At 71.5% G+C, this 18,028-nt stretch carries 12 protein-coding genes and 1 riboswitch; of the genes, 6 read left to right on the plus strand and 6 right to left on the minus strand.

Annotation, left to right across the window (positions count from 1 at the left end; all coding sequences use genetic code 11):
* Window positions 1-80: 80 nt before the first annotated feature.
* Entirely contained in the window at window positions 81-302 is a 222-nt protein-coding gene (locus I5Q34_RS02825) for a hypothetical protein (protein WP_199890450.1), read from the minus strand.
* Window positions 299-1,714 (minus strand): YibE/F family protein, encoded by a 1,416-nt coding sequence (locus I5Q34_RS02830; RefSeq protein ID WP_199890451.1) that lies wholly within the window; start codon window positions 1,712-1,714, stop codon window positions 299-301. The genes I5Q34_RS02825 and I5Q34_RS02830 overlap by 4 nt, the downstream gene beginning before the upstream one ends.
* A 61-nt stretch (window positions 1,715-1,775) precedes the next feature.
* A riboswitch (TPP riboswitch) is annotated at window positions 1,776-1,909 on the plus strand.
* On the opposite strand from I5Q34_RS02830, the gene thiC reads away from it, so the two are divergent.
* Entirely contained in the window at window positions 1,904-3,706 is a 1,803-nt protein-coding gene (thiC, locus tag I5Q34_RS02835; RefSeq protein WP_234428248.1) for a phosphomethylpyrimidine synthase ThiC, read from the plus strand. It overlaps the preceding riboswitch by 6 nt.
* Window positions 3,707-3,844: 138 nt before the next feature.
* Here the strand turns inward: thiC and I5Q34_RS02840 are convergent, their stop codons facing one another.
* From I5Q34_RS02840 to I5Q34_RS02855, 4 genes are all read right to left on the minus strand, one after another.
* Window positions 3,845-4,738: a Bro-N domain-containing protein gene (locus I5Q34_RS02840; protein ID WP_234428366.1), complete on the minus strand. Its 894-nt coding sequence runs from the start codon at window positions 4,736-4,738 to the stop codon at window positions 3,845-3,847.
* Window positions 4,739-4,903: 165 nt separating this feature from the next.
* Complete coding sequence (locus tag I5Q34_RS02845) at window positions 4,904-5,728, minus strand: hypothetical protein (RefSeq protein ID WP_199890452.1); 825 nt, start codon at window positions 5,726-5,728, stop codon at window positions 4,904-4,906.
* A 214-nt stretch (window positions 5,729-5,942) separates the two neighbouring features.
* Window positions 5,943-7,040: a metallophosphoesterase gene (locus I5Q34_RS02850; RefSeq protein ID WP_199890453.1), complete on the minus strand. Its 1,098-nt coding sequence runs from the start codon at window positions 7,038-7,040 to the stop codon at window positions 5,943-5,945.
* Window positions 7,041-7,290: 250 nt separating this feature from the next.
* Window positions 7,291-8,403 (minus strand): LacI family DNA-binding transcriptional regulator, encoded by a 1,113-nt coding sequence (locus I5Q34_RS02855; RefSeq protein ID WP_199890454.1) that lies wholly within the window; start codon window positions 8,401-8,403, stop codon window positions 7,291-7,293.
* 331 nt (window positions 8,404-8,734) lie between these two features.
* Between I5Q34_RS02855 and hisC the strand changes: the two genes are divergently transcribed.
* The 5 genes from hisC to I5Q34_RS02880 all read left to right on the plus strand — a co-directional run bounded on the left by hisC (window position 8,735) and on the right by I5Q34_RS02880 (window position 17,990).
* Window positions 8,735-9,814, plus strand: coding sequence for a histidinol-phosphate transaminase (gene hisC, locus I5Q34_RS02860; protein WP_199890455.1), 1,080 nt, complete (start codon window positions 8,735-8,737; stop codon window positions 9,812-9,814).
* Window positions 9,815-10,123: 309 nt separating this feature from the next.
* Window positions 10,124-11,707 carry a cytochrome ubiquinol oxidase subunit I gene (locus I5Q34_RS02865; protein ID WP_199890456.1) on the plus strand — a complete coding sequence of 528 codons (1,584 nt, stop codon included), beginning with the start codon at window positions 10,124-10,126 and terminating at the stop codon, window positions 11,705-11,707.
* A gap of 39 nt (window positions 11,708-11,746) precedes the next feature.
* Complete coding sequence (gene cydB, locus I5Q34_RS02870) at window positions 11,747-12,748, plus strand: cytochrome d ubiquinol oxidase subunit II (protein ID WP_199890457.1); 1,002 nt, start codon at window positions 11,747-11,749, stop codon at window positions 12,746-12,748.
* 13 nt (window positions 12,749-12,761) lie between these two features.
* Window positions 12,762-16,289 (plus strand): thiol reductant ABC exporter subunit CydD, encoded by a 3,528-nt coding sequence (gene cydD, locus I5Q34_RS02875; protein WP_199890458.1) that lies wholly within the window; start codon window positions 12,762-12,764, stop codon window positions 16,287-16,289.
* 9 nt (window positions 16,290-16,298) lie between these two features.
* Entirely contained in the window at window positions 16,299-17,990 is a 1,692-nt protein-coding gene (locus tag I5Q34_RS02880) for a GAF domain-containing protein (protein ID WP_199890459.1), read from the plus strand.
* The last annotated feature ends 38 nt before the right edge of the window (window positions 17,991-18,028 follow it).

An 18,028-nucleotide genomic window follows, 5' to 3' on the forward strand; every position in this document is an offset into this window, starting at 1 on the left:
CCCCCTTGTCCCCTCGTCCTCTTGCCCCTGCGTGCCGTACAACTCCCGTGCACCACGACGCCCCCGGCGCCGCGCGCGGTTCAGCCGTAGGCCGCCGCCACGTACACCGTGCGCGGCGGCTGGTACTCCACGACCACCACGAGCGTGCCGCGCGCCAGGCGCTCCCCCTCCTCTATCGCGTACGCCAGGAACGCCTCGGCGCCGCCCCGCACCCGCAGCATCACCTCGCCGACCAGCCCGGGGCCGATCGCCCCCGTCACCCTGCCCACTTCCCCGACCACTGGCAGCCCCCCCGCCCTCATCGCCGCGCGCGGCGGCGCCGTCCTCCCCCGGTCCTCGCACGGCCCCCCGCCGCGGGACGGGAACCCGTACCGACAGTGTGCCGGTCGGCACTGACAACGAGCGCCGCCAGCACCGTCGTCACCGGTACCGAGAGCACCAGACCGATGCTGCCGACGAGGGTCCGCACGATCTCCTCGGCCACCACCTCGCTCGTGGCCACCGTGCCCACCCCGCTGTCCGCGATCGAGAACAACAGGAGCAACGGCAGTGACGCACCGGCGTACGCCATCACGAGCGTGTTGACGACCGAGGCGATATGGTCCCGCCCGATGCGCATCGCCGCACCGTACAATTTCCGCCAACTCGCGTGCGGGTCGGCCTCCTTCAGTTCCCACACCGCCGAGGTCTGGGTCACGGTCACGTCGTCCAGCACGCCCAGCGAACCGATGATGATCCCCGCGAGCAGCAGGCCCTTGATCTCGATCCCCGGATAGAGGCCGTGCACCAGGCCCGTCTGGTCGTCGGTGTTGCCGGTCAGGTGCGCCCAGTCGATGAACCCCGCCCCCAGCAGGCCGATGACCAGCAGCGAGGTGAGCGTCCCCAGGACGGCAACGGACGTACGGGCGTTGAGGCCGTGGCACATGTAGAGCGCGATCAGCATGATCGCGCTGCCGCCCACCACGGCGACCAGCAGCGGATCCGAACCCTGGAGCACGGCCGGCAGGATGAACAGCGTCAGCACCCCGAAACTGATGGCGAGGGCCACCAGCGCGAAGACCCCGCGCAGCCGTCCGATGACCACTACCGCCAGGGCGAACATCCCGGCCAGCAGGGCCATCGGGACGTCCCGGTCCACGTCCGTGACCGAATAGCGCAGGTTCTCCGGCGCCTTGGGCGCGTGGGCGAGCACGACCTCCTGCCCCACGGAGAACTGCCGCGGGGCGCCGGGGTGCACGACCTCGGTGAACGAACGCCCCTTGTCCGGACCCGAGGTGACCTCGACGACCGCCGACCGGCAGGGACCCTGTTCGGCGGCCGCCGGGTCCGTGGATCCCTGCTGCCCCTGAGGCCCCGCCTGTCCCGCACCGGCCTTGCCGCAGTCCGTCTCCTCCATCTTCACCACGCGCCCCGACTCCGTGCGCTGGTCGAGGCCGATGCCGGTGTGCTGATGGGGCGGCGCGCCGCCGGGCCAGAGCACGACCAGCCCGACCGCGACCGCGGCGGCGAAGGGGATCAGCACGGCCGCGATCACCTTGCGCAGGTGCGCGGAGACGGGGGCGGCCGGGCCGTGCGCATGCCCGTGCCCATGCCCATGGCCATGCGTATGGCCGTGCCCATGCCCATGGCCGTGGTCCTGTGCGGGGCCGCGGCCATGACGTCCCTGGCCGGGGGAGTGCTGCCGAGGGGACGGCAGCGGGTCGCTGGTGCTCATCGCCCGATCATCGCAACCCCCTCTGGCCCTCCGGTGCAGGGAGGCGCTAGCGTTGTGGCACCTTTGCAATCGCGGGAGCTCGGAGCACCGGGCTGAGAGGGCGCTGACCTCCGTACGGACGTACGGGAACCGCTGCGTCGACCGCCGAACCTGTTACCGGGTAATGCCGGCGTAGGGAGTTACGGTCTCATGACCACGCAGGACGCACGCACGTCTGCCGACCTGTCCGACAACGGCGAGGCAGCGGAGCGAACCGGGCAGACCGGGCCGATCGGTTGGCACAAGGACTACGTCACCGGCTCCCGCCCGGACCTGAGGGTCCCGGTGCGCCGGGTCCACCTGACCAACGGCCGGGACGTCCGCCTGTACGACACCTCCGGTCCGTACACGGACCCGGCCGTCGGCACCGACGTCCGCCGGGGCCTCGTGCCGCTGCGCGAGAACTGGATCATCGGGCGCGGGGACACCGAGGAGTACGCGGGCCGCCCCGTCCGCCCCGAGGACGACGGCATCAAGCACACCTCGCCGCGCGGCGGCCTCAGGAACCTCGACGCGGTCTTCCCGGGCCGGCCCCGGCTGCCGCGCCGGGGGCGCTCCGGCACCGCCGTCACCCAACTCGCCTACGCCAGGCGGGGGGAGATCACCGAGGAGATGGAGTTCGTCGCGCTCCGGGAGAACGTCTCCCCGGAGGCCGTCCGCGAGGAGATCGCGGCCGGGCGCGCGGTGCTGCCGGCCAATGTGAACCACCCCGAGTCCGAGCCGATGATCATCGGCAAGAAGTTCCTGGTCAAGGTGAACGCCAACATCGGCAACTCGGCCGTCACCTCCTCCATCGAGGAGGAGGTCGAGAAGATGACCTGGGCCACCCGCTGGGGCGCGGACACGGTGATGGACCTGTCCACCGGCCGCAACATCCACACCACACGGGAGTGGGTGCTGCGCAACTCCCCCGTCCCCATCGGCACGGTGCCGCTCTACCAGGCGCTGGAGAAGGTGGACGGCAGGGCCGAGGAGCTCACCTGGGAGATCTACAAGGACACGGTCATCGAGCAGGCCGAACAGGGCGTGGACTACATGACCGTCCACGCCGGCGTCCTGCTGCGCTACGTCCCGCTGACCGCGCGCCGCAAGACCGGCATCGTCTCCCGCGGCGGCTCGATCATGGCCGCGTGGTGCCTGGCGCACCACAAGGAGTCGTTCCTCTACGAGAACTTCGAGGAGCTCTGCGAGATCCTCGCGGCCTACGACGTCACCTACTCCCTCGGCGACGGCCTGCGGCCGGGCTCCATCGCGGACGCGAACGACGAGGCGCAGTTCGCCGAGTTGCGGACGCTGGGCGAGCTCAACACCATCGCCAAGCGGCACAACGTCCAGACGATGATCGAGGGCCCGGGCCACGTCCCGATGCACAAGATCAAGGAGAACATCGACCTCCAGCAGGAGATCTGCGAGGAGGCCCCGTTCTACACCCTCGGCCCGCTGACCACGGACGTCGCGCCCGCCTACGACCACATCACCTCCGGCATCGGCGCGGCGATGATCGCCTGGTGGGGCACGGCGATGCTCTGCTACGTCACGCCCAAGGAGCACCTGGGCCTGCCGGACCGGGACGACGTGAAGACCGGCGTCATCACGTACAAGATCGCCGCCCACGCGGCGGACCTGGCCAAGGGCCACCCGGGCGCCCAGGAATGGGACGACGCCCTCTCGGACGCCCGTTTCGAATTCCGCTGGGAGGACCAGTTCAACCTGGCCCTCGACCCGGACACGGCCCGCGCCTTCCACGACGAGACGCTCCCGGCGGAGCCGGCGAAGACGGCGCACTTCTGCTCGATGTGCGGTCCGAAGTTCTGTTCGATGAAGATCTCGCAGGACATCCGGCGGGCGCACGGCGGGGACATGGGGGCGGCCGAGATCGAGGCCGGAATGGCGGAGAAGTCGGCGGAGTTCGCGGCGGCGGGGAACCGGGTGTATCTGCCGTTGGCTGAGTAGTGCGAGAGGATTGCTGAGGGTGTAGCGCGGGACTACACCTTCAGCAAACCCGCAGGTAGCAGGAGATGAGCTGTTACAGTCTGGGCGGGCCCGAAGCCGCAACTTCGATTTGCGACTTCGGGCCGTTCCTGTGTCCGGCTACTTGAGGGCGTAGATGGGGCTGCCGTCGGGCAGCGTGCCCGTCTGGCGGATGCAACCGCGCTTGAGCATCATCCGCAGGGAGTCGTGGACGCGGTGGACGGTCAGGCCGGTTCGGGCCGCGATGGCGTCCAACGGGTAGCAGGCCTCGCCATGTTCGATGATGGCGGGGAGCACGTACGCGCCGACGGCCCAGATGTCCTCGGTGATCACGAGGTTGTGCTTCTTCCAGTCGCGGAGGACCGATTCGGCCGTAACACGGGGCCGGGGCGGCGGTGTTCGCCGCGCGGCCGGGAGGCGGTCGGCGATCTCCTCCACGCGGGTCGCGAGCCGGTTCAGTGCGTCGGCGAGGCCTTCGATCAGTCGGAGGTTGCGCTCCTCCGCCCGTGCGATCGCTTCGGCGATCTGCTCCGGCACGGCATACGCCGTGGTGGCCGATGGTTGAGCCGCCGCCTTGTCCAGGCTGTAGGAGCCGTCACGCTGGACGGCGACGACGACCTCGGTGACCCACTGCTTGAACGGTTCCGCCTCCGGCTTGGTGCAGGCGTTGACCAGCCGGACCAGACCCTGCAGGTTCACCATCCTCATCGACCTCTTGAGGCCGTGACCTGCAAACTTGCGCGAAGCGTCGCGTCCGCCGACGGTTCGCGCAAGATCTTCGAGACCCATCCAGTGCCGCTCGGGAACGTGGCGGGCAATGGCGTCGCGTGTGTTCGCGTACCCCAGTTCCCCCGCTACGTCGGCCGCCGGGAACCAGTGGTTCCCGTCCGGAGTGGTCAATCGTCGTACCCTCGCGGCTGTCGCCGCGTACACGAAGTCGTTGACGTCGATGGCGTCTTGGGCCGTCGCCGCCGATTGGTCCGGCGGCATGTTCTGTGCGCTCATGATGAGCATCACCTCCACCCCGGACCGTAGAGGAGCCGTCCGCGCCAATTGCCCGCGCATAAACGGACGTTCGCCCTATAGGGTCGGATGGTGTGAACTTCCTGCGGCGTGCCGACCAGGAACGGTAAGGAGGGATTTCAGCCCCGCTTCCCCCTTCGCGTCGAAGGCCGACGCTCAGTCCCTCCCCCGCTCCCCCCGCCCGAATTCCGGGCTCGTGAAGTCCGGGCTGGTGAAGCTCGGGCGGGTGTGCGGTGTCGGGCGGTCCTCGTGGCTGGAGAAGCCGGGGGCCGTGTAGCCCAGCCGGCTGTGGCTCTCGCGCGGCTCCAGACCGTACGAAGGGCCGGACGACGTCGGCCAGTTGGCCAGCGTCTCGCGCAGGAACGGCAGCATGCCCCGCTGGAGCAGCGCTTCGCGCCACGCGCCCCGGGCGCGCTCCGCCGCCGCGTCGAGGCCGTCGCCGGGAGTGCCCGCCCCGGGGCGGCCGTTGCGCACCGCCGTGAACAGCAGCGCTCCCATGGCGATCAGCGCCGCGGCGGCGGTCAGGCCGGCGAACCACCAGCCGGCGGTGACCATCGGCCCGGACACGGTCTCCTCCGTGCCGACTGCCTCGAGGGCGTAACCGACGATCAGGAACAGGAGCGCGGCGATCCCCGCGAGGACCGGGGCCAGCACGGTGAGCATCGCGGCGGCGCCCGCACCCCCGGAACCGTCGTCGTCCGTGATGACGGCTGCTTCGCCGCGGCCGTCGGCGGAACGGCCGCGCAGTTCTTCCCGCACGCGGACGAAGTTCCGGTATTCCGTCATGGCGCAGGCGGAAATGGCGGCCATGGACTGGACGGCCATGAGGCGCAGTTGTTCGGTATCGAGGCGCTGTCCCGTCGCGGAGAGCAGTGCTCCGATCTCCGGGTCGCGGGTCGCCGAACGCAGCGCCAGGTCCAGGACCCGCTCGAATTCCGGGCGGTCCTCGGCCAGCAGGTGCGGAGCGGTGTTCATGTGCATCCCCCGATGCTCCGTAGGGCCCTTGGCGCGGGCGGCGCCGGCAGCGGGCGGAAACGGAGGAGAGCCTGCTACGGATAAGCCGATGGTAGAGCCGCACCGGCGCGGGGTGACAGTGCGTTTCGCGAATTCCCCCGCGTCGGTGGAACTCCGTGGGGCACTCCGGGCGGAATCCCCGTGGAACCCCACCCATGCCCCGTCCCGGTTCGGTGAATCCTCAGCCGGCCAGTGGGAGTTGCACGACCAGCAGCTTTCCGGCCATCGTGACCCCGCCGTCCATGGCGAGGGCCAGGCCGTCCGCGTAGAGGTGCGGGCCGTCCACGACGGGCGCGCTCTCCTCGCCGTCCGCCTCCTCGCCGGGGACCTCGCCGAGGAGGTACGGGATGGGGCTGTGGCCGTGGACGACGCGGCTGCCGCCGTAGGTCTCCAGCAGCTTACGGGCGGCCATCCCGCCCGACTCGTCGCGGAAGGCGAAGCGCTTGGTGAACTTGCGGAACAGCTCCCAGCACTCGTCCGGGTCGTTGCGCTGGAGCGCCTCGGTCACCGCGTCGTTGACGGCCTCGATGGAGTCGCCGTAGTCGAGGTAGGCGGTGGTGTCGGAGTGGACGAGCAGGTGGCCGTCCTCCTCGGCCATGGCGTCGAGCCGGGACATCCACTGGAGGTGGTGGTCCTCCAGGCGCTCCATGTCCGTGCGCTGGCCGCCGTTGAGGAGCCAGGCGGCCTGGAAGGAGGCCGTGCCGGCGCCGGAGCTCACGGGGGTGTCGCCGAACCGCTTGGCCCCGATGAGCAGCAGCTCGTGGTTGCCCATGAGGGCCTTGCAGTAGCCACCGGCCGCGGCGGCCTCGGCGGAGAGCCGCATGACCAGGTCGATGACGCCGACGCCGTCCGGGCCGCGGTCGGTGAAGTCGCCGAGGAACCACAGCCGGGTGTTGCCGGCGGCCCAGTGGCCGTTCGCGTCGACGATGCCCTCGGCGGCGAGCGCCGCGTAGAGCTCGTCGAGGTAGCCGTGGACGTCGCCGACGACGTAGAGCGGGCCGGGGCCGCTCGGCAGCGGCCGGTCCTGGGGGGCGGTGATGGGGGTCAGCTCGACGGTGGGGACGTCGTGCGGGTCGGCGGCGTACGGCTGGCGCTCGATGACCGGCAGGTCGCGGGCGGTGGGCGTGTAGCCGCCGAGGTGCGGGTCCTCGGCGCTGCGGTGCGCGGGGGGCAGGGGATGGGTGTATCCCTGCAGGGGAGGAGGAGCGGCGTACCCCGGGTACGGCGTCATCGCCTCCGTGGTCCCTGCCACAGGTCCTTGTCCGGCCCCCTGAGCCATCGACCCCTCCACCGTCGCGCCGCAGTGCACCTTGTGGACCCTGCCTGGTCGCGGCGGCCCGTGGTGTCGTGCGCCCATCATAGGAATGACCGTCGCGGCTTGTGACGCACCAGGGGCCGTCAATCGGGGCGGGAGGCCGGGTTCACCTGTTTTTTCTCCCTTATTGTCCGTTTCGTTCGCGTCGGGCGAGGCGTTCGTGTGTGGTGACCCATAGGGTGCGCGCGGTTGACGGCCGCCCGGCGGCCGGTGGTCAGCCGGATGCCGGGCCGCGCGGGGGACGGACCGTGGTGCGCGGCGGGCGCCGCTCGGAGGACGTCCGGACGATCAGCTCCGTGGGTATCACCTGCTCCACCGGCCGCCCGTTGTCCAGGCCCTCGATGGCGTCGATGAGGAGCTGGACGACCGCCGTCCCGATGCGCCGGGGCTTGAGCGAGAGCGTGGTGACGGGCGGCTCGGTGGTGGCGTAGACGGTGGACTCGCTGCAGCAGACGAGCAGCAGGTCGTCCGGGACGCGCAGGCCGTAGCGGCGGGCGGCGGCCAGCAGGTCGGTGCCGTTGGGGTCGAAGAGTCCGTACACGGCGTCGGGCCGGTCGGAGCGGGCGAGCAGTCGGTCGGCGGCGACGGCGCCGGCGCACGGGTCGTGGGCCGGGTACTCCTCGTAGACCGGGTCCTGGCCGACCCGCTCGCACCAGTTGAGGTACGCGTCGGTGGACAGGCGGGTGTACGTGTCGGTGCTGGTGCCGGTGAGCAGCCCGATGCGGCGGGCGCCCGCGGCGGCGAGGTGGTCGAGGATGCCCAGGACGGCGGCCTTGTGGTCGTTGTCCACCCAGGCGGTGACCGGGAGGGTGCCGGCCGGGCGGCCGTCGGAGACCACCGGAATGCCCTGGCGGACCAGGTCCGAGACGACCGGGTCGTGGTCGGAGGGGTCGATCACGACGGTGCCGTCGAGGGCGACGTTGGACCAGACGTCGTGCCGGGAGGTGGCGGGCAGGATGACCAGGGCGTAGCCGCGGGCCAGCGCGGCGGAGGTGGCGGCCCGGGCCATCTCGGCGAAGTAGGCGAACTCGGTGAAGGTGAAAGGTTCATCCCCGTATGTGGTCACGGTCAGGCCGATGAGGCCGGACTTGCCCGTACGGAGGGTGCGGGCGGCGGCGGACGGGCGGTAGCCCAGCCGGTCGGCGACCTCGCGGACGTGGCGGCGGGTCGCGTCCGGCAGCCGCCCCTTGCCGTTGAGCGCGTCGGAGACGGTCGTGATCGAGACACCCGCGGCGGCGGCCACGTCCCGGATGCCCGCCCGTCCCTGCCGGGTGCTTCGCCGGGCGGGGTCCGTCCGGCTCACTTGGTGCTTCCCTGCTGCTGTCATGGCGAGCCGATAGTAGGGCTCGGGGGGACGCTCGGCTGGGCGCCGTATTTTGGAGTTGACAGGCACGTTTCTGCGCGATCGATTCCCCTCAATGACCATGGAAGTACAGGTGGTTGTCGGGGGAGACGGTGAACCGTTGGCCCCTGGCATATCTACGTCTGATGGCGGTCCCGTGCCGAGGGGCGGTCTCAACTCACCTTCACGGGGGATGCGCGCCAGGGCGCCCGCCAGGGCGCGCGCCAGGGAAGCTGGCGCCACCGCACATCTGGACGCCACCCGGGGCAATCCTCTTAAGGTGTGCAGTATTCAGGGATGTGGAGGAGGATCCGCGGTGACCGACAAGACCCCGAAGCTGCGCCCCGTGCTGGACAGCGTGCCGTCCTACAAGCCCGGCCGGCCGGCTGCCGCCGACGGCCCGGCCGCCTACAAGCTGTCCTCCAACGAGAACCCGTATCCGCCGCTCCCCGGCGTGATGGAACGGGCGGTCGCCGCGGCGGCCGAGTTCAACCGGTACCCCGACCTGGCATGCGCCGGCCTGCTGGCCGAGCTCGCCGACCGGTTCGATGTGCCGCTCTCCCATCTGGCGACGGGCACCGGCTCGGTCGGGATCGCCCAGCAGCTCGTCCAGTCGACCTCCGGCCCCGGTGACGAGGTCATCTTCGCCTGGCGTTCCTTCGAGGCGTACCCGATCGTCACGCAGATCGCGGGCGCCACTCCCGTTCCGGTCCCGCTGACCGAGGACGAGGTGCACGACCTGGACGCGATGGCCGCCGCGATCACCGATCGGACGCGGCTCATTTTCGTCTGCAACCCGAACAACCCCACCGGCACGGTGGTGCGCCGCGCGGAGCTCGAGGCCTTCCTCGACCGGGTCCCGTCCGACATCCTGATCGTGCTGGACGAGGCCTACCGCGAGTTCATCAGGGACGAGGACGTGCCCGACGGTATCGATCTCTACCGGGACCGCCCCAACGTCTGTGTGCTGAGGACCTTCTCCAAGGCCTACGGACTGGCCGGGCTCCGGGTGGGCTTCGCCATCGCGCACGACCCGGTCGCGGCGGCGCTGCGCAAGACCGCCGTGCCGTTCGGAGTGACCCAGATCTCCCAGGAGGCCGCCATCGCCTCGCTGCGCAGCGAGGAGGCGCTGGCCGAGCGGGTGGAAGCGCTGGTGGAGGAGCGGGCGCGGGTGGTCGAGGGGCTGGTGGGGCAGGGCTGGACGGTGCCCGAGAGCCACGCCAACTTCGTCTGGCTGCGGCTGGGGGAGCGCACGGCCGAGTTCGCGGCGGCGTGCGAACGCGGTGGCGTGATCGTCCGGCCGTTCGCCCCGGACGGGGTGCGGATCACCATCGGTGAGCCCGAGGCGAACACCCTCTTCCTCAAGGCCGCCGAGGAGTTCCGCAAGCAGTTGTAGCCCGTCGCTCGCGGTGAAGGGCGCCGTGCACCCCTCGGGGTGCACGGCGCCCTTTCGCATGCGCGGTGCTCCAGTCCTCTCGTGGGGCATGTGCACCGGCCTCCGACCGTCGCAAGGGCCCAAGGGGGTACCCCGGATACATGACTGGAAAGGGGGTGCGTCATAATGCTTGTGAATGTGAACGCGTTCACAAGCGCATCCCTTATGTTCCGCTTTCACCGGGACAAAGGGTGCAAAGTGCTGGCGATATGCCGCCGGCGAAGCACCGGTACGAGACACCGGTGACGCACGACGCAAGGAGGGACCGCGGTGAACCTGGCCCTGGCGCCGGAGACCCTGGCGCGCTGGCAATTCGGCATCACCACCGTCTACCACTTCCTCTTCGTCCCCCTCACGATCAGTCTCGCGGCGATCACCGCCGGCCTGGAGACGGCTTGGGTGCGCACGGGCAAGGAGAAGTACTTCCACGCCACGAAGTTCTGGGGGAAGCTCTTCCTGATCAACATCGCGATGGGGGTGGTCACCGGCATCGTGCAGGAGTTCCAGTTCGGCATGAACTGGTCGGACTACTCCCGCTTCGTCGGTGACGTCTTCGGGGCGCCGCTCGCGATGGAGGCCCTGCTGGCCTTCTTCTTCGAGTCCACGTTCATCGGTCTGTGGATCTTCGGCTGGGACAAGCTGCCCAAGAAGATCCACTGCGCGTGCATCTGGATCGTGTCCCTGGGTACCGTCCTGTCCTCGTACTTCATCCTCGCCGCGAACTCGTGGATGCAGCACCCGATCGGCTACACGATCGACAAGGCGACGGGCAAGGCCCAGCTCACCGACATCTGGGCCGTCCTCACCCAGAACACCACCCTGGTCGTGGTCTTCCACACCCTCACCGCCGCCTTCCTCACCGGCGCGGCGTTCATCATCGGCATCTCCTCCCTCCACCTGTGGCGCGCCAAGCGCAAGCAGCTGCGGGGCGAGGAGCTCGGCGAGAAGCAGCGCAAGCAGCTGCCGGCCATGCTGGCCTCGCTGCGCGTCGGCCTCGTCGTGGCGGTGATCGCCGGTCTGGGCACGGCGGTCAGCGGTGACGCGCTGGGCAAGGTGATGTACGAGCAGCAGCCGATGAAGATGGCCGCCGCCGAGGCACTGTGGGAGACGCGCGGCCCCGCGCCCTTCTCGGTCTTCGCGGTCGGCGACGTCTCCAAGGGCCACAACAGCGTGGAGATCGAGATACCCGGTCTCCTCTCCTTCCTCGCCCACAGCAACTTCACCGAGTCCGTCCCCGGCATCAACGACATCGCGGCCCAGGAGGCCGCCCGCTACGGGGGCGAGCCCGAGGACTACATCCCCAGCGTCTTCATGACCTTCTGGGGCTTCCGCCTCATGATCGGCTTCGGGATGACCTCGTTCGTCGTGGGCCTGATCGGACTATGGACCACCCGGCGGAAGTTCTGGCTGGCGCCCGAGCGCCGCCGGGGCGAGGACGAGATCCCGGCCCTGATGCTCACCAAGTCCCGGGAACTGGGCCCCTTCCTGACCAAGTGGTCGTGGCGCGTCGGCATCCTCACCATGGGCTTCCCGCTGATCGCCAACTCCTTCGGCTGGATCTTCACCGAGATGGGCCGGCAGCCCTGGGCGGTCTACGGGCAGATGAAGACCGGCGACGCGGTCTCCCCGGGCGTGAGCCAGGGCGAAGTCCTCACCTCCCTGCTGGTGTTCACCGGGCTGTACGCGGTGCTCGCGGTCGTCGAGGTCAAGCTGCTGGCCAAGTACGCCAAGGCCGGGCCGGACACGGACGAGAAGCCCCCGGCCAAGGACCCCAGGCTGCGCCTGCCCTCCGGCGGGACCGGTGAGGACCGGGCCGCCGAGGACGCCGACAAGCCGATGACCTTCGCCTACTGACGCGGCTGCGGACGCGACCGGCGGAACGGAGAACCGACCATGCACCTCCACGACTTCTGGTTCCTGTTGATAGCCGTCCTGTGGACGGGCTACTTCTTCCTCGAGGGCTTCGACTTCGGCATCGGCGTGCTCACCAAGGCGCTCGCCAGGGACCGCGCCGAACGACGGGTGCTGATCAACACGATCGGCCCCGTCTGGGACGCCAACGAGGTCTGGCTCATCACCGCCGCCGGAGCCACCTTCGCGGCCTTCCCCGACTGGTACGCCACCCTCTTCAGCGGTTTCTACCTGCCGCTGCTCGCCGTCCTGGTCTGCCTGATCGTGCGCGGCGTCGCGTTCGAGTACCGGCACAAGCGCAGCGGTGAGCGCTGGCAGCGCAACTGGGAACACGCCATCTTCTGGTGCTCGTTGATTCCTGCCTTCCTCTGGGGCGTCGCCTTCGCCAACATCGTGCGCGGGGTGCCGATCGGCCCGGACAAGAACTTCACCGGCGGCCTCGCCGACCTGCTGAGCCCCTACGCCCTGCTGGGCGGCCTCCTCACGCTCGTCCTCTTCACCTTCCACGGCGCGGTCTTCGCCGCCCTCAAGACGGCCGGCGACATCCGGCACCGGGCCCGGGCCTTCGCCGCCCGGTCCGGCCTGGTCGCCGGGGTCCTGACCGTGGCCTTCCTCGCCTGGACCCAGGCCGACGCGGGCAACGGGCGCAGTCTGCCCGCGCTGGCCGTCGCGGTGGCGGCGCTGGCCGCCGCGCTGGTCATGAACCGGCGGGGCCGGGAGGGCTGGGCGTTCGCCCTGTCCGGGCTCACCGTGGTGGCCGCCTTCGCGATGCTCTTCCTCGCTCTTTTCCCGGACGTCATGCCCTCCTCCAGCAACGCGCAGTGGAGCCTGACCGTCACCAACGCCGCCTCCAGCCCCTACACGTTGAAGATCATGACCTGGATCGCGGGCTTCATGACGCCCGTGATCCTGGCCTATCAGGCCTGGACGTACTGGGTCTTCCGACAGAGGATCGGCACTCAGCACATTCCCGTCGCACACTGAGGAACGGTGGCAGATGAGGCCCGTAGACCCCCGGCTGCTCCGGTACGCGTCCGCGACCAGGTTGTTCCTGGGCGCCTCCGTGGTACTGGGGCTGGCCGGAGCCGGACTGGTCGTCGCCCAGGCGATGGTGATCGCCGATACCGTGACGGGTGCTTTCGAGCGCGGTCGCACGGCCGGTGACCTCGCTGTGCCCCTCGCCCTGCTGGCCGCGACCGCGGCCGGCCGGGCCCTGGTCTCCTGGCTCACCGAACTCGCCGCGCACCGGGCGAGCGCCGCCGTCAAGTCCCAGCTGCGCGGACGGCTGCTGGAACACACCACGCGGCTTGGCCCGGGCGCGGTGAACACCGGTGAGCTGACCACCCTGGCCACTCGCGGGATCGACGCGCTGGACGACTATTTCGCCCGCTACCTGCCCCAGCTCGGGCTGGCGGTCGTGGTGCCCGTCGCCGTCCTGGCCCGTATCGTCTCCGCCGACTGGGTCTCGGCGCTCGTCATCGTCCTCACCCTCCCCCTCATCCCGCTGTTCATGGCGCTCATCGGCTGGGTCACCCAGTCCCGCATGGACCGCCAGTGGCGTCTGCTGTCCCGGCTCTCCGGGCACTTCCTCGACGTCGTCGCCGGGCTGCCGACGCTCAAGGTCTTCGGACGGGCCAAGACCCAGGCCGAGTCCATCCGCGCCATCACCGCCGACTACCGGCGCGCGACGCTGCGCACCCTGCGCATCGCCTTCCTCTCCTCCTTCGCCCTGGAGCTGCTCTCCACCCTGTCCGTCGCCCTGGTCGCGGTGGGCATCGGCATGCGGCTGGTGCACGGCGAACTCGACCTCTACACCGGTCTTCTGGTGCTCGTCCTGGCGCCCGAGGCGTACCTGCCGATGCGGCAGGTGGGCGCCCAGTACCACGCGGCGGCGGAGGGACTGGCCGCCGCCGACCGGGTCTTCGCCGTGCTGGAGACCGAACCGCCGGCGGCGGGCACCCGTCCCGCGCCCGACGCCCGGGACGCGGTGCTCTCCATCGACCGGCTGGTGGTCCGTCACCCGGGCCGGGGCCGGCCCTCCCTGGCCGCGACCTCGTTCGAGGTGCGCCCGGGGGAGACGGTCGCCCTGACCGGGCCCAGCGGATCCGGCAAGTCGACCCTGCTGAACGTCCTCCTCGGCCTCGAACGCCCCGCGGGCGGACGGGTGTCCGTGGGCGGCGTCGATCTGTCATCGCTCTCCCCCGAAAGCTGGCGGGCCCAGGTCGCCTGGGTCCCGCAACGGCCCCATCTCTTCGCCGGCACCGTCGCCGAGAACGTACGGCTGGCGCGGCCGGACGCCACCGACGCGCAGCTGTGTGACGCACTCCGCGCGGCCGGTGCGCTCGATTTCGTCTCCATGATGGAGCACGGCACTGACACCCGCCTCGGCGAGGACGGTGCCGGTCTGTCGGCCGGTCAGCGCCAACGCCTCGCCCTCGCCCGGGCGTTCCTCGCCGACCGCCCCGTCCTGCTGCTCGACGAGCCGACGGCGAACCTCGACGGGGAGACGGAGGCCGCCGTCGTCGAGGCGGTGCGGCGGCTCGCCGAGGGGCGGACGGTGCTGCTGGTGGTGCACCGCCCGGCGCTGCTGGCCGTCGCCGACCGGGTGGTCCGGCTGGACGAACCGGCCGAAGTCCCCTACTCCGTACCGGCGTCGACGCAGGCCGCGCTGCCGGAGGCGCCCGGCGCGGCGGACGGACCTGCAGGTCACGTCCCCGCAGACGAGCGGGGCACCCGGCCCCGTTCCGCGCTGGCCCGGGTGCGTGCCGAGGGCGGCCCGTGGCAGGGCAGGTTCTGGCTCGCGCTGCTGCTCGGCAGCCTCGCGCTGGCCAGCGCCACCGGCCTGATGGCCGTTTCCGGCTGGCTGATCTCGCGCGCCTCCCAACAGCCGCCCGTCCTCTACCTGATGGTCGCCGTCACCGCGACGCGCGCCTTCGGCATCGGGCGGTCCGTCTTCCGCTACGCCGAGCGACTCGTCTCCCACGACGCGGTGCTGCGCGCGCTGGCCGGACTGCGGGTCTCGGTCTACCGGCGGCTGGAGCGGCTGGCCCCCGCCGGGCTGCGCGACACCCGCCGCGGCGACCTGCTGTCCCGGCTGGTCGGCGACGTGGACGCGCTCCAGGACTACTTCCTGCGCTGGCTGCTGCCTGTCGGCTCGGCTGTGTTGGTGGGCGGCGCGTCCGTCGGGTTCATGACCTGGCTGCTCCCGGAGGCCGGCGCGGTGCTGGCGGCCGGCCTGCTGGCCGCGGGCGTCGCCGTGCCCGCGCTGTCGGCCGCCGTGGCGCGGCGCGCCGAGCGGCGGCTCGCGCCCGTCCGCGGCGAACTGTCGGCCGGTGTGGTGGGCCTGCTGTCCGGCACCGCCGAACTCACGGTCGCCGGCGCGCTGCCGGCCCGGCTCGCGGAGCTGCGCAGGGTGGACGGCACCTTGACCCGCATCGCCCGCCGGGCCTCCGCCGCCACCGCCCTGGGCGCCGGACTGACCACGCTGGCAACCGGGTTGACCGTCGCGGCGGCGGCCTGGGCGGGCGTGACGGCCGTCCACGACGGACGGCTGGACGGTGTGTGGCTCGCCGTCGTCGTGCTGACGCCGCTGGCCGCGTTCGAGGCGGTGACGGGGCTGCCTGTGGCGGTCCAGCACCGCCAGCGGGTGCGCCGCTCCGCGGAGCGGGTGTACGAGGTGCTGGACGCGCCGGAGCCGGTGCGCGACGGGACCGGGCCGGCCCCGTCGTCCCCCTTCCCCCTGCGGTTGACGGGGGTGACGGCGCGCTACCCGGGCCGTACGGAACCGGCGTTGCGGGACTTCGGCCTGGAGCTGACGGCGGGCCGCAGGGTCGCGGTCGTCGGACGGTCCGGTGCGGGCAAGACGACGCTCGCGCAGGTGCTGCTGCGCTTCCTGGACGCCGACGCGGGGGCGTACGCCCTCGGCGGACAGGACACGGCGGGCATGGACGGCGACGCCGTGCGCCGTCTCGTGGGCCTGTGCGCCCAGGACGCGCACCTCTTCGACAGCTCGGTGCGCGAGAACCTGCGGCTCGCCCGCCCGGACGCGGACGACGCGCGGCTGCGCGAGGCGTTGCGGGCGGCCCGCCTGCTGGACTGGGTCGAGGCGCTGCCCAGGGGCCTGGACACGCTGGTCGGGGAGCACGGCGCGCAGCTGTCGGGCGGTCAGCGGCAACGGCTGGCGCTCGCCCGGGCGCTGCTGGCGGACTTCCCGGTGCTGGTGCTGGACGAGCCCGCCGAGCACTTGGACGTGGTGACCGCCGACGCGCTGACGGCCGATCTGCTGGCGGCCACCGAGGGCCGGACCACGGTGCTGATCACGCACCGGCTGGCCGGTCTGGAGGCGGTCGACGAGGTGATCGTGCTGGACGGCGGACGCGTCGTGGAGCGCGGCACGTACGGGGAACTGGCAGCGGCGGACGGAACGTTTCGGTCGATGCTGGAGCGGGAGCGGGCGGAGGCCGACATGGTGCATCCGCCGCTTTCTGCCCATCAGTCGCTTTCTTTGGCAAAAGGCACTTATTAGTCTCTGGGTATGCCCCCCACGGAAGAACCCTCCGCCCCCCGGGACGCCACCCTGCCCGGGGGGCCGCTGGACCCGCTGGCCGCCGCCACGGAGGCCACCCGGAGCCTCCAGGGCATGTCGACCGAGCTGACCGCGCGGATCCCCCAACTGCTGGAGGCCATGCGGTCGGTCGGCACCGGACTCGAACTGCACAGCACGCTCGACCGGATCGCCGGCACCGCCGCCGAGCTCGCCGACGCGCGGTACGCCGCCATCGCCGTCACGGAGGCCGCCGATCCCGCCGGCGAAGGGCTCGCCGACTTCGTCACCTACGGCTTCGCCGAGGAGGAGCACCGGCGCCTCGGAGCGCACGCCGGCAGCAGTGAGCTGCTGGGCGCCCTGCTGAGCCGCAGCGCGCCCGCCGGTGCTCCCGGTGACTTCCTGGCCGTTCCCATCCGCGTGGAGGGCGAGATCTTCGGCAACCTCTACCTGACCGGGAAGCGCGGCGGCGGCGAGTTCGGCGTCGCCGACCTGCACATGGTGAAGATCCTGGCCACCGAGGCGGGCATCGCGATCGGCAACGCCCGGGTGTACGAGCAGGGCCGCCAGCGCATGCGCTGGATCGACGGCTCGGTGGCGGTCACCACGGCGCTGCTGTCCGGCAGCGACGCCGAGGACGCGCTGTCCGTCGTCGCCGAACAGGCGCGCAGGCTCGCGGACTCGGCCGCCGGGATCGTGCTGCTGCCCGACGCCGAGGGCGGGCTGGAGATGGTGGCCGTCTCCGCCGACGACCCCGCGGGGCTCCTGGGGACGGTGATACCGCCGCACAGCCCGGTCGTCGACCGGCTCCTCGCGGGCGAGCCGGTGTTCGTCGAGGACTCGGCCACCGACCCCCGCATGATCACGGACGTGGCCCCGCGCTTCGGACCGAGCATGCTGCTGCCGCTCAGGAGCGGCGGACGGGTGCTGGGCACGCTGGCCATCCCCCGCGACCGGGGCGCCCGTCCGTACACGGCCGCCGAACGCACCCTGGCGGGCCAGTTCGCCGCCCAGGCCGCGCTCGCGCTCGTGCTGGCCGAGGCACAGCGCGACCGCGAGCGGCTCGCCGTCTACGAGGACCGCGACCGCATCGCCCGCGACCTCCACGACCTCGTCATCCAGCGGCTGTTCGCGACCGGGCTGCTGCTGGAGAGCGCGCAGCGCAAGGCGGTCGTGCCGGACGTGCGGACCAGGGTCGGACAGGCCGTGGACGAACTGGACGTGACCATCCAGGAGATCCGCACGGCGATCTTCGCCCTCCAGCAGGGCCCCGCCGAGGCCCCCGCCGGGCTGCGGACCCGCGTCCTGCGGGAGATCGGCACGGCGGCCGTGCCGCTGGGCTTCCAGCCGTCGGCGGCGTTCGTCGGGGCGGTCGACGCCAAGGTCGGCGAGCGCACCGGGAAGAACCTGGTCGCGGCGCTGCGGGAGGCGCTGTCCAACGCCTTCCGGCACGCGCGGGCCTCGCGGATCGAGGTCGTCGTCGACGCGACGGCGCGTCTGCCGGACGGCAGGGAGGCGGTCCGGCTCACCGTCGCGGACGACGGCGTCGGCATCCCGGAGGGCGGCCGGCGCAGCGGCCTGCGGAACCTCGCCAAGCGGGCCGAGTCGCTGGGCGGCTCCAGTGCGTACGGTCCGGGGCTGGACGGGCGCGGGACGAGGGTGGTGTGGGAGGCGCCGCTCTAGGACTGCTCCGGGGCGCGTCCTCCGAACGGTCCTCTGCG

This window comes from Streptomyces sp. AV19, from assembly GCF_015999245.1.
Classification (GTDB): domain Bacteria; phylum Actinomycetota; class Actinomycetes; order Streptomycetales; family Streptomycetaceae; genus Streptomyces.

What these genes read in the sequence shown, in the direction of transcription:
- I5Q34_RS02850 (WP_199890453.1), bottom strand. Translation starts at nt 7,040, where the DNA reads ATGGCTCAGGGGGCCGGACAAGGACCTGTGGCAGGGACCACGGAGGCG.
- I5Q34_RS02830 (WP_199890451.1), bottom strand. Translation starts at nt 1,714, where the DNA reads ATGAGCACCAGCGACCCGCTGCCGTCCCCTCGGCAGCACTCCCCCGGC.
- cydD (WP_199890458.1), top strand. Translation starts at nt 12,762, where the DNA reads ATGAGGCCCGTAGACCCCCGGCTGCTCCGGTACGCGTCCGCGACCAGG.
- cydB (WP_199890457.1), top strand. Translation starts at nt 11,747, where the DNA reads ATGCACCTCCACGACTTCTGGTTCCTGTTGATAGCCGTCCTGTGGACG.
- I5Q34_RS02840 (WP_234428366.1), bottom strand. Translation starts at nt 4,738, where the DNA reads ATGCTCATCATGAGCGCACAGAACATGCCGCCGGACCAATCGGCGGCG.
- I5Q34_RS02845 (WP_199890452.1), bottom strand. Translation starts at nt 5,728, where the DNA reads ATGCACATGAACACCGCTCCGCACCTGCTGGCCGAGGACCGCCCGGAA.
- I5Q34_RS02855 (WP_199890454.1), bottom strand. Translation starts at nt 8,403, where the DNA reads ATGACAGCAGCAGGGAAGCACCAAGTGAGCCGGACGGACCCCGCCCGG.
- thiC (WP_234428248.1), top strand. Translation starts at nt 1,904, where the DNA reads ATGACCACGCAGGACGCACGCACGTCTGCCGACCTGTCCGACAACGGC.
- I5Q34_RS02880 (WP_199890459.1), top strand. Translation starts at nt 16,299, where the DNA reads ATGCCCCCCACGGAAGAACCCTCCGCCCCCCGGGACGCCACCCTGCCC.
- I5Q34_RS02825 (WP_199890450.1), bottom strand. Translation starts at nt 302, where the DNA reads ATGAGGGCGGGGGGGCTGCCAGTGGTCGGGGAAGTGGGCAGGGTGACG.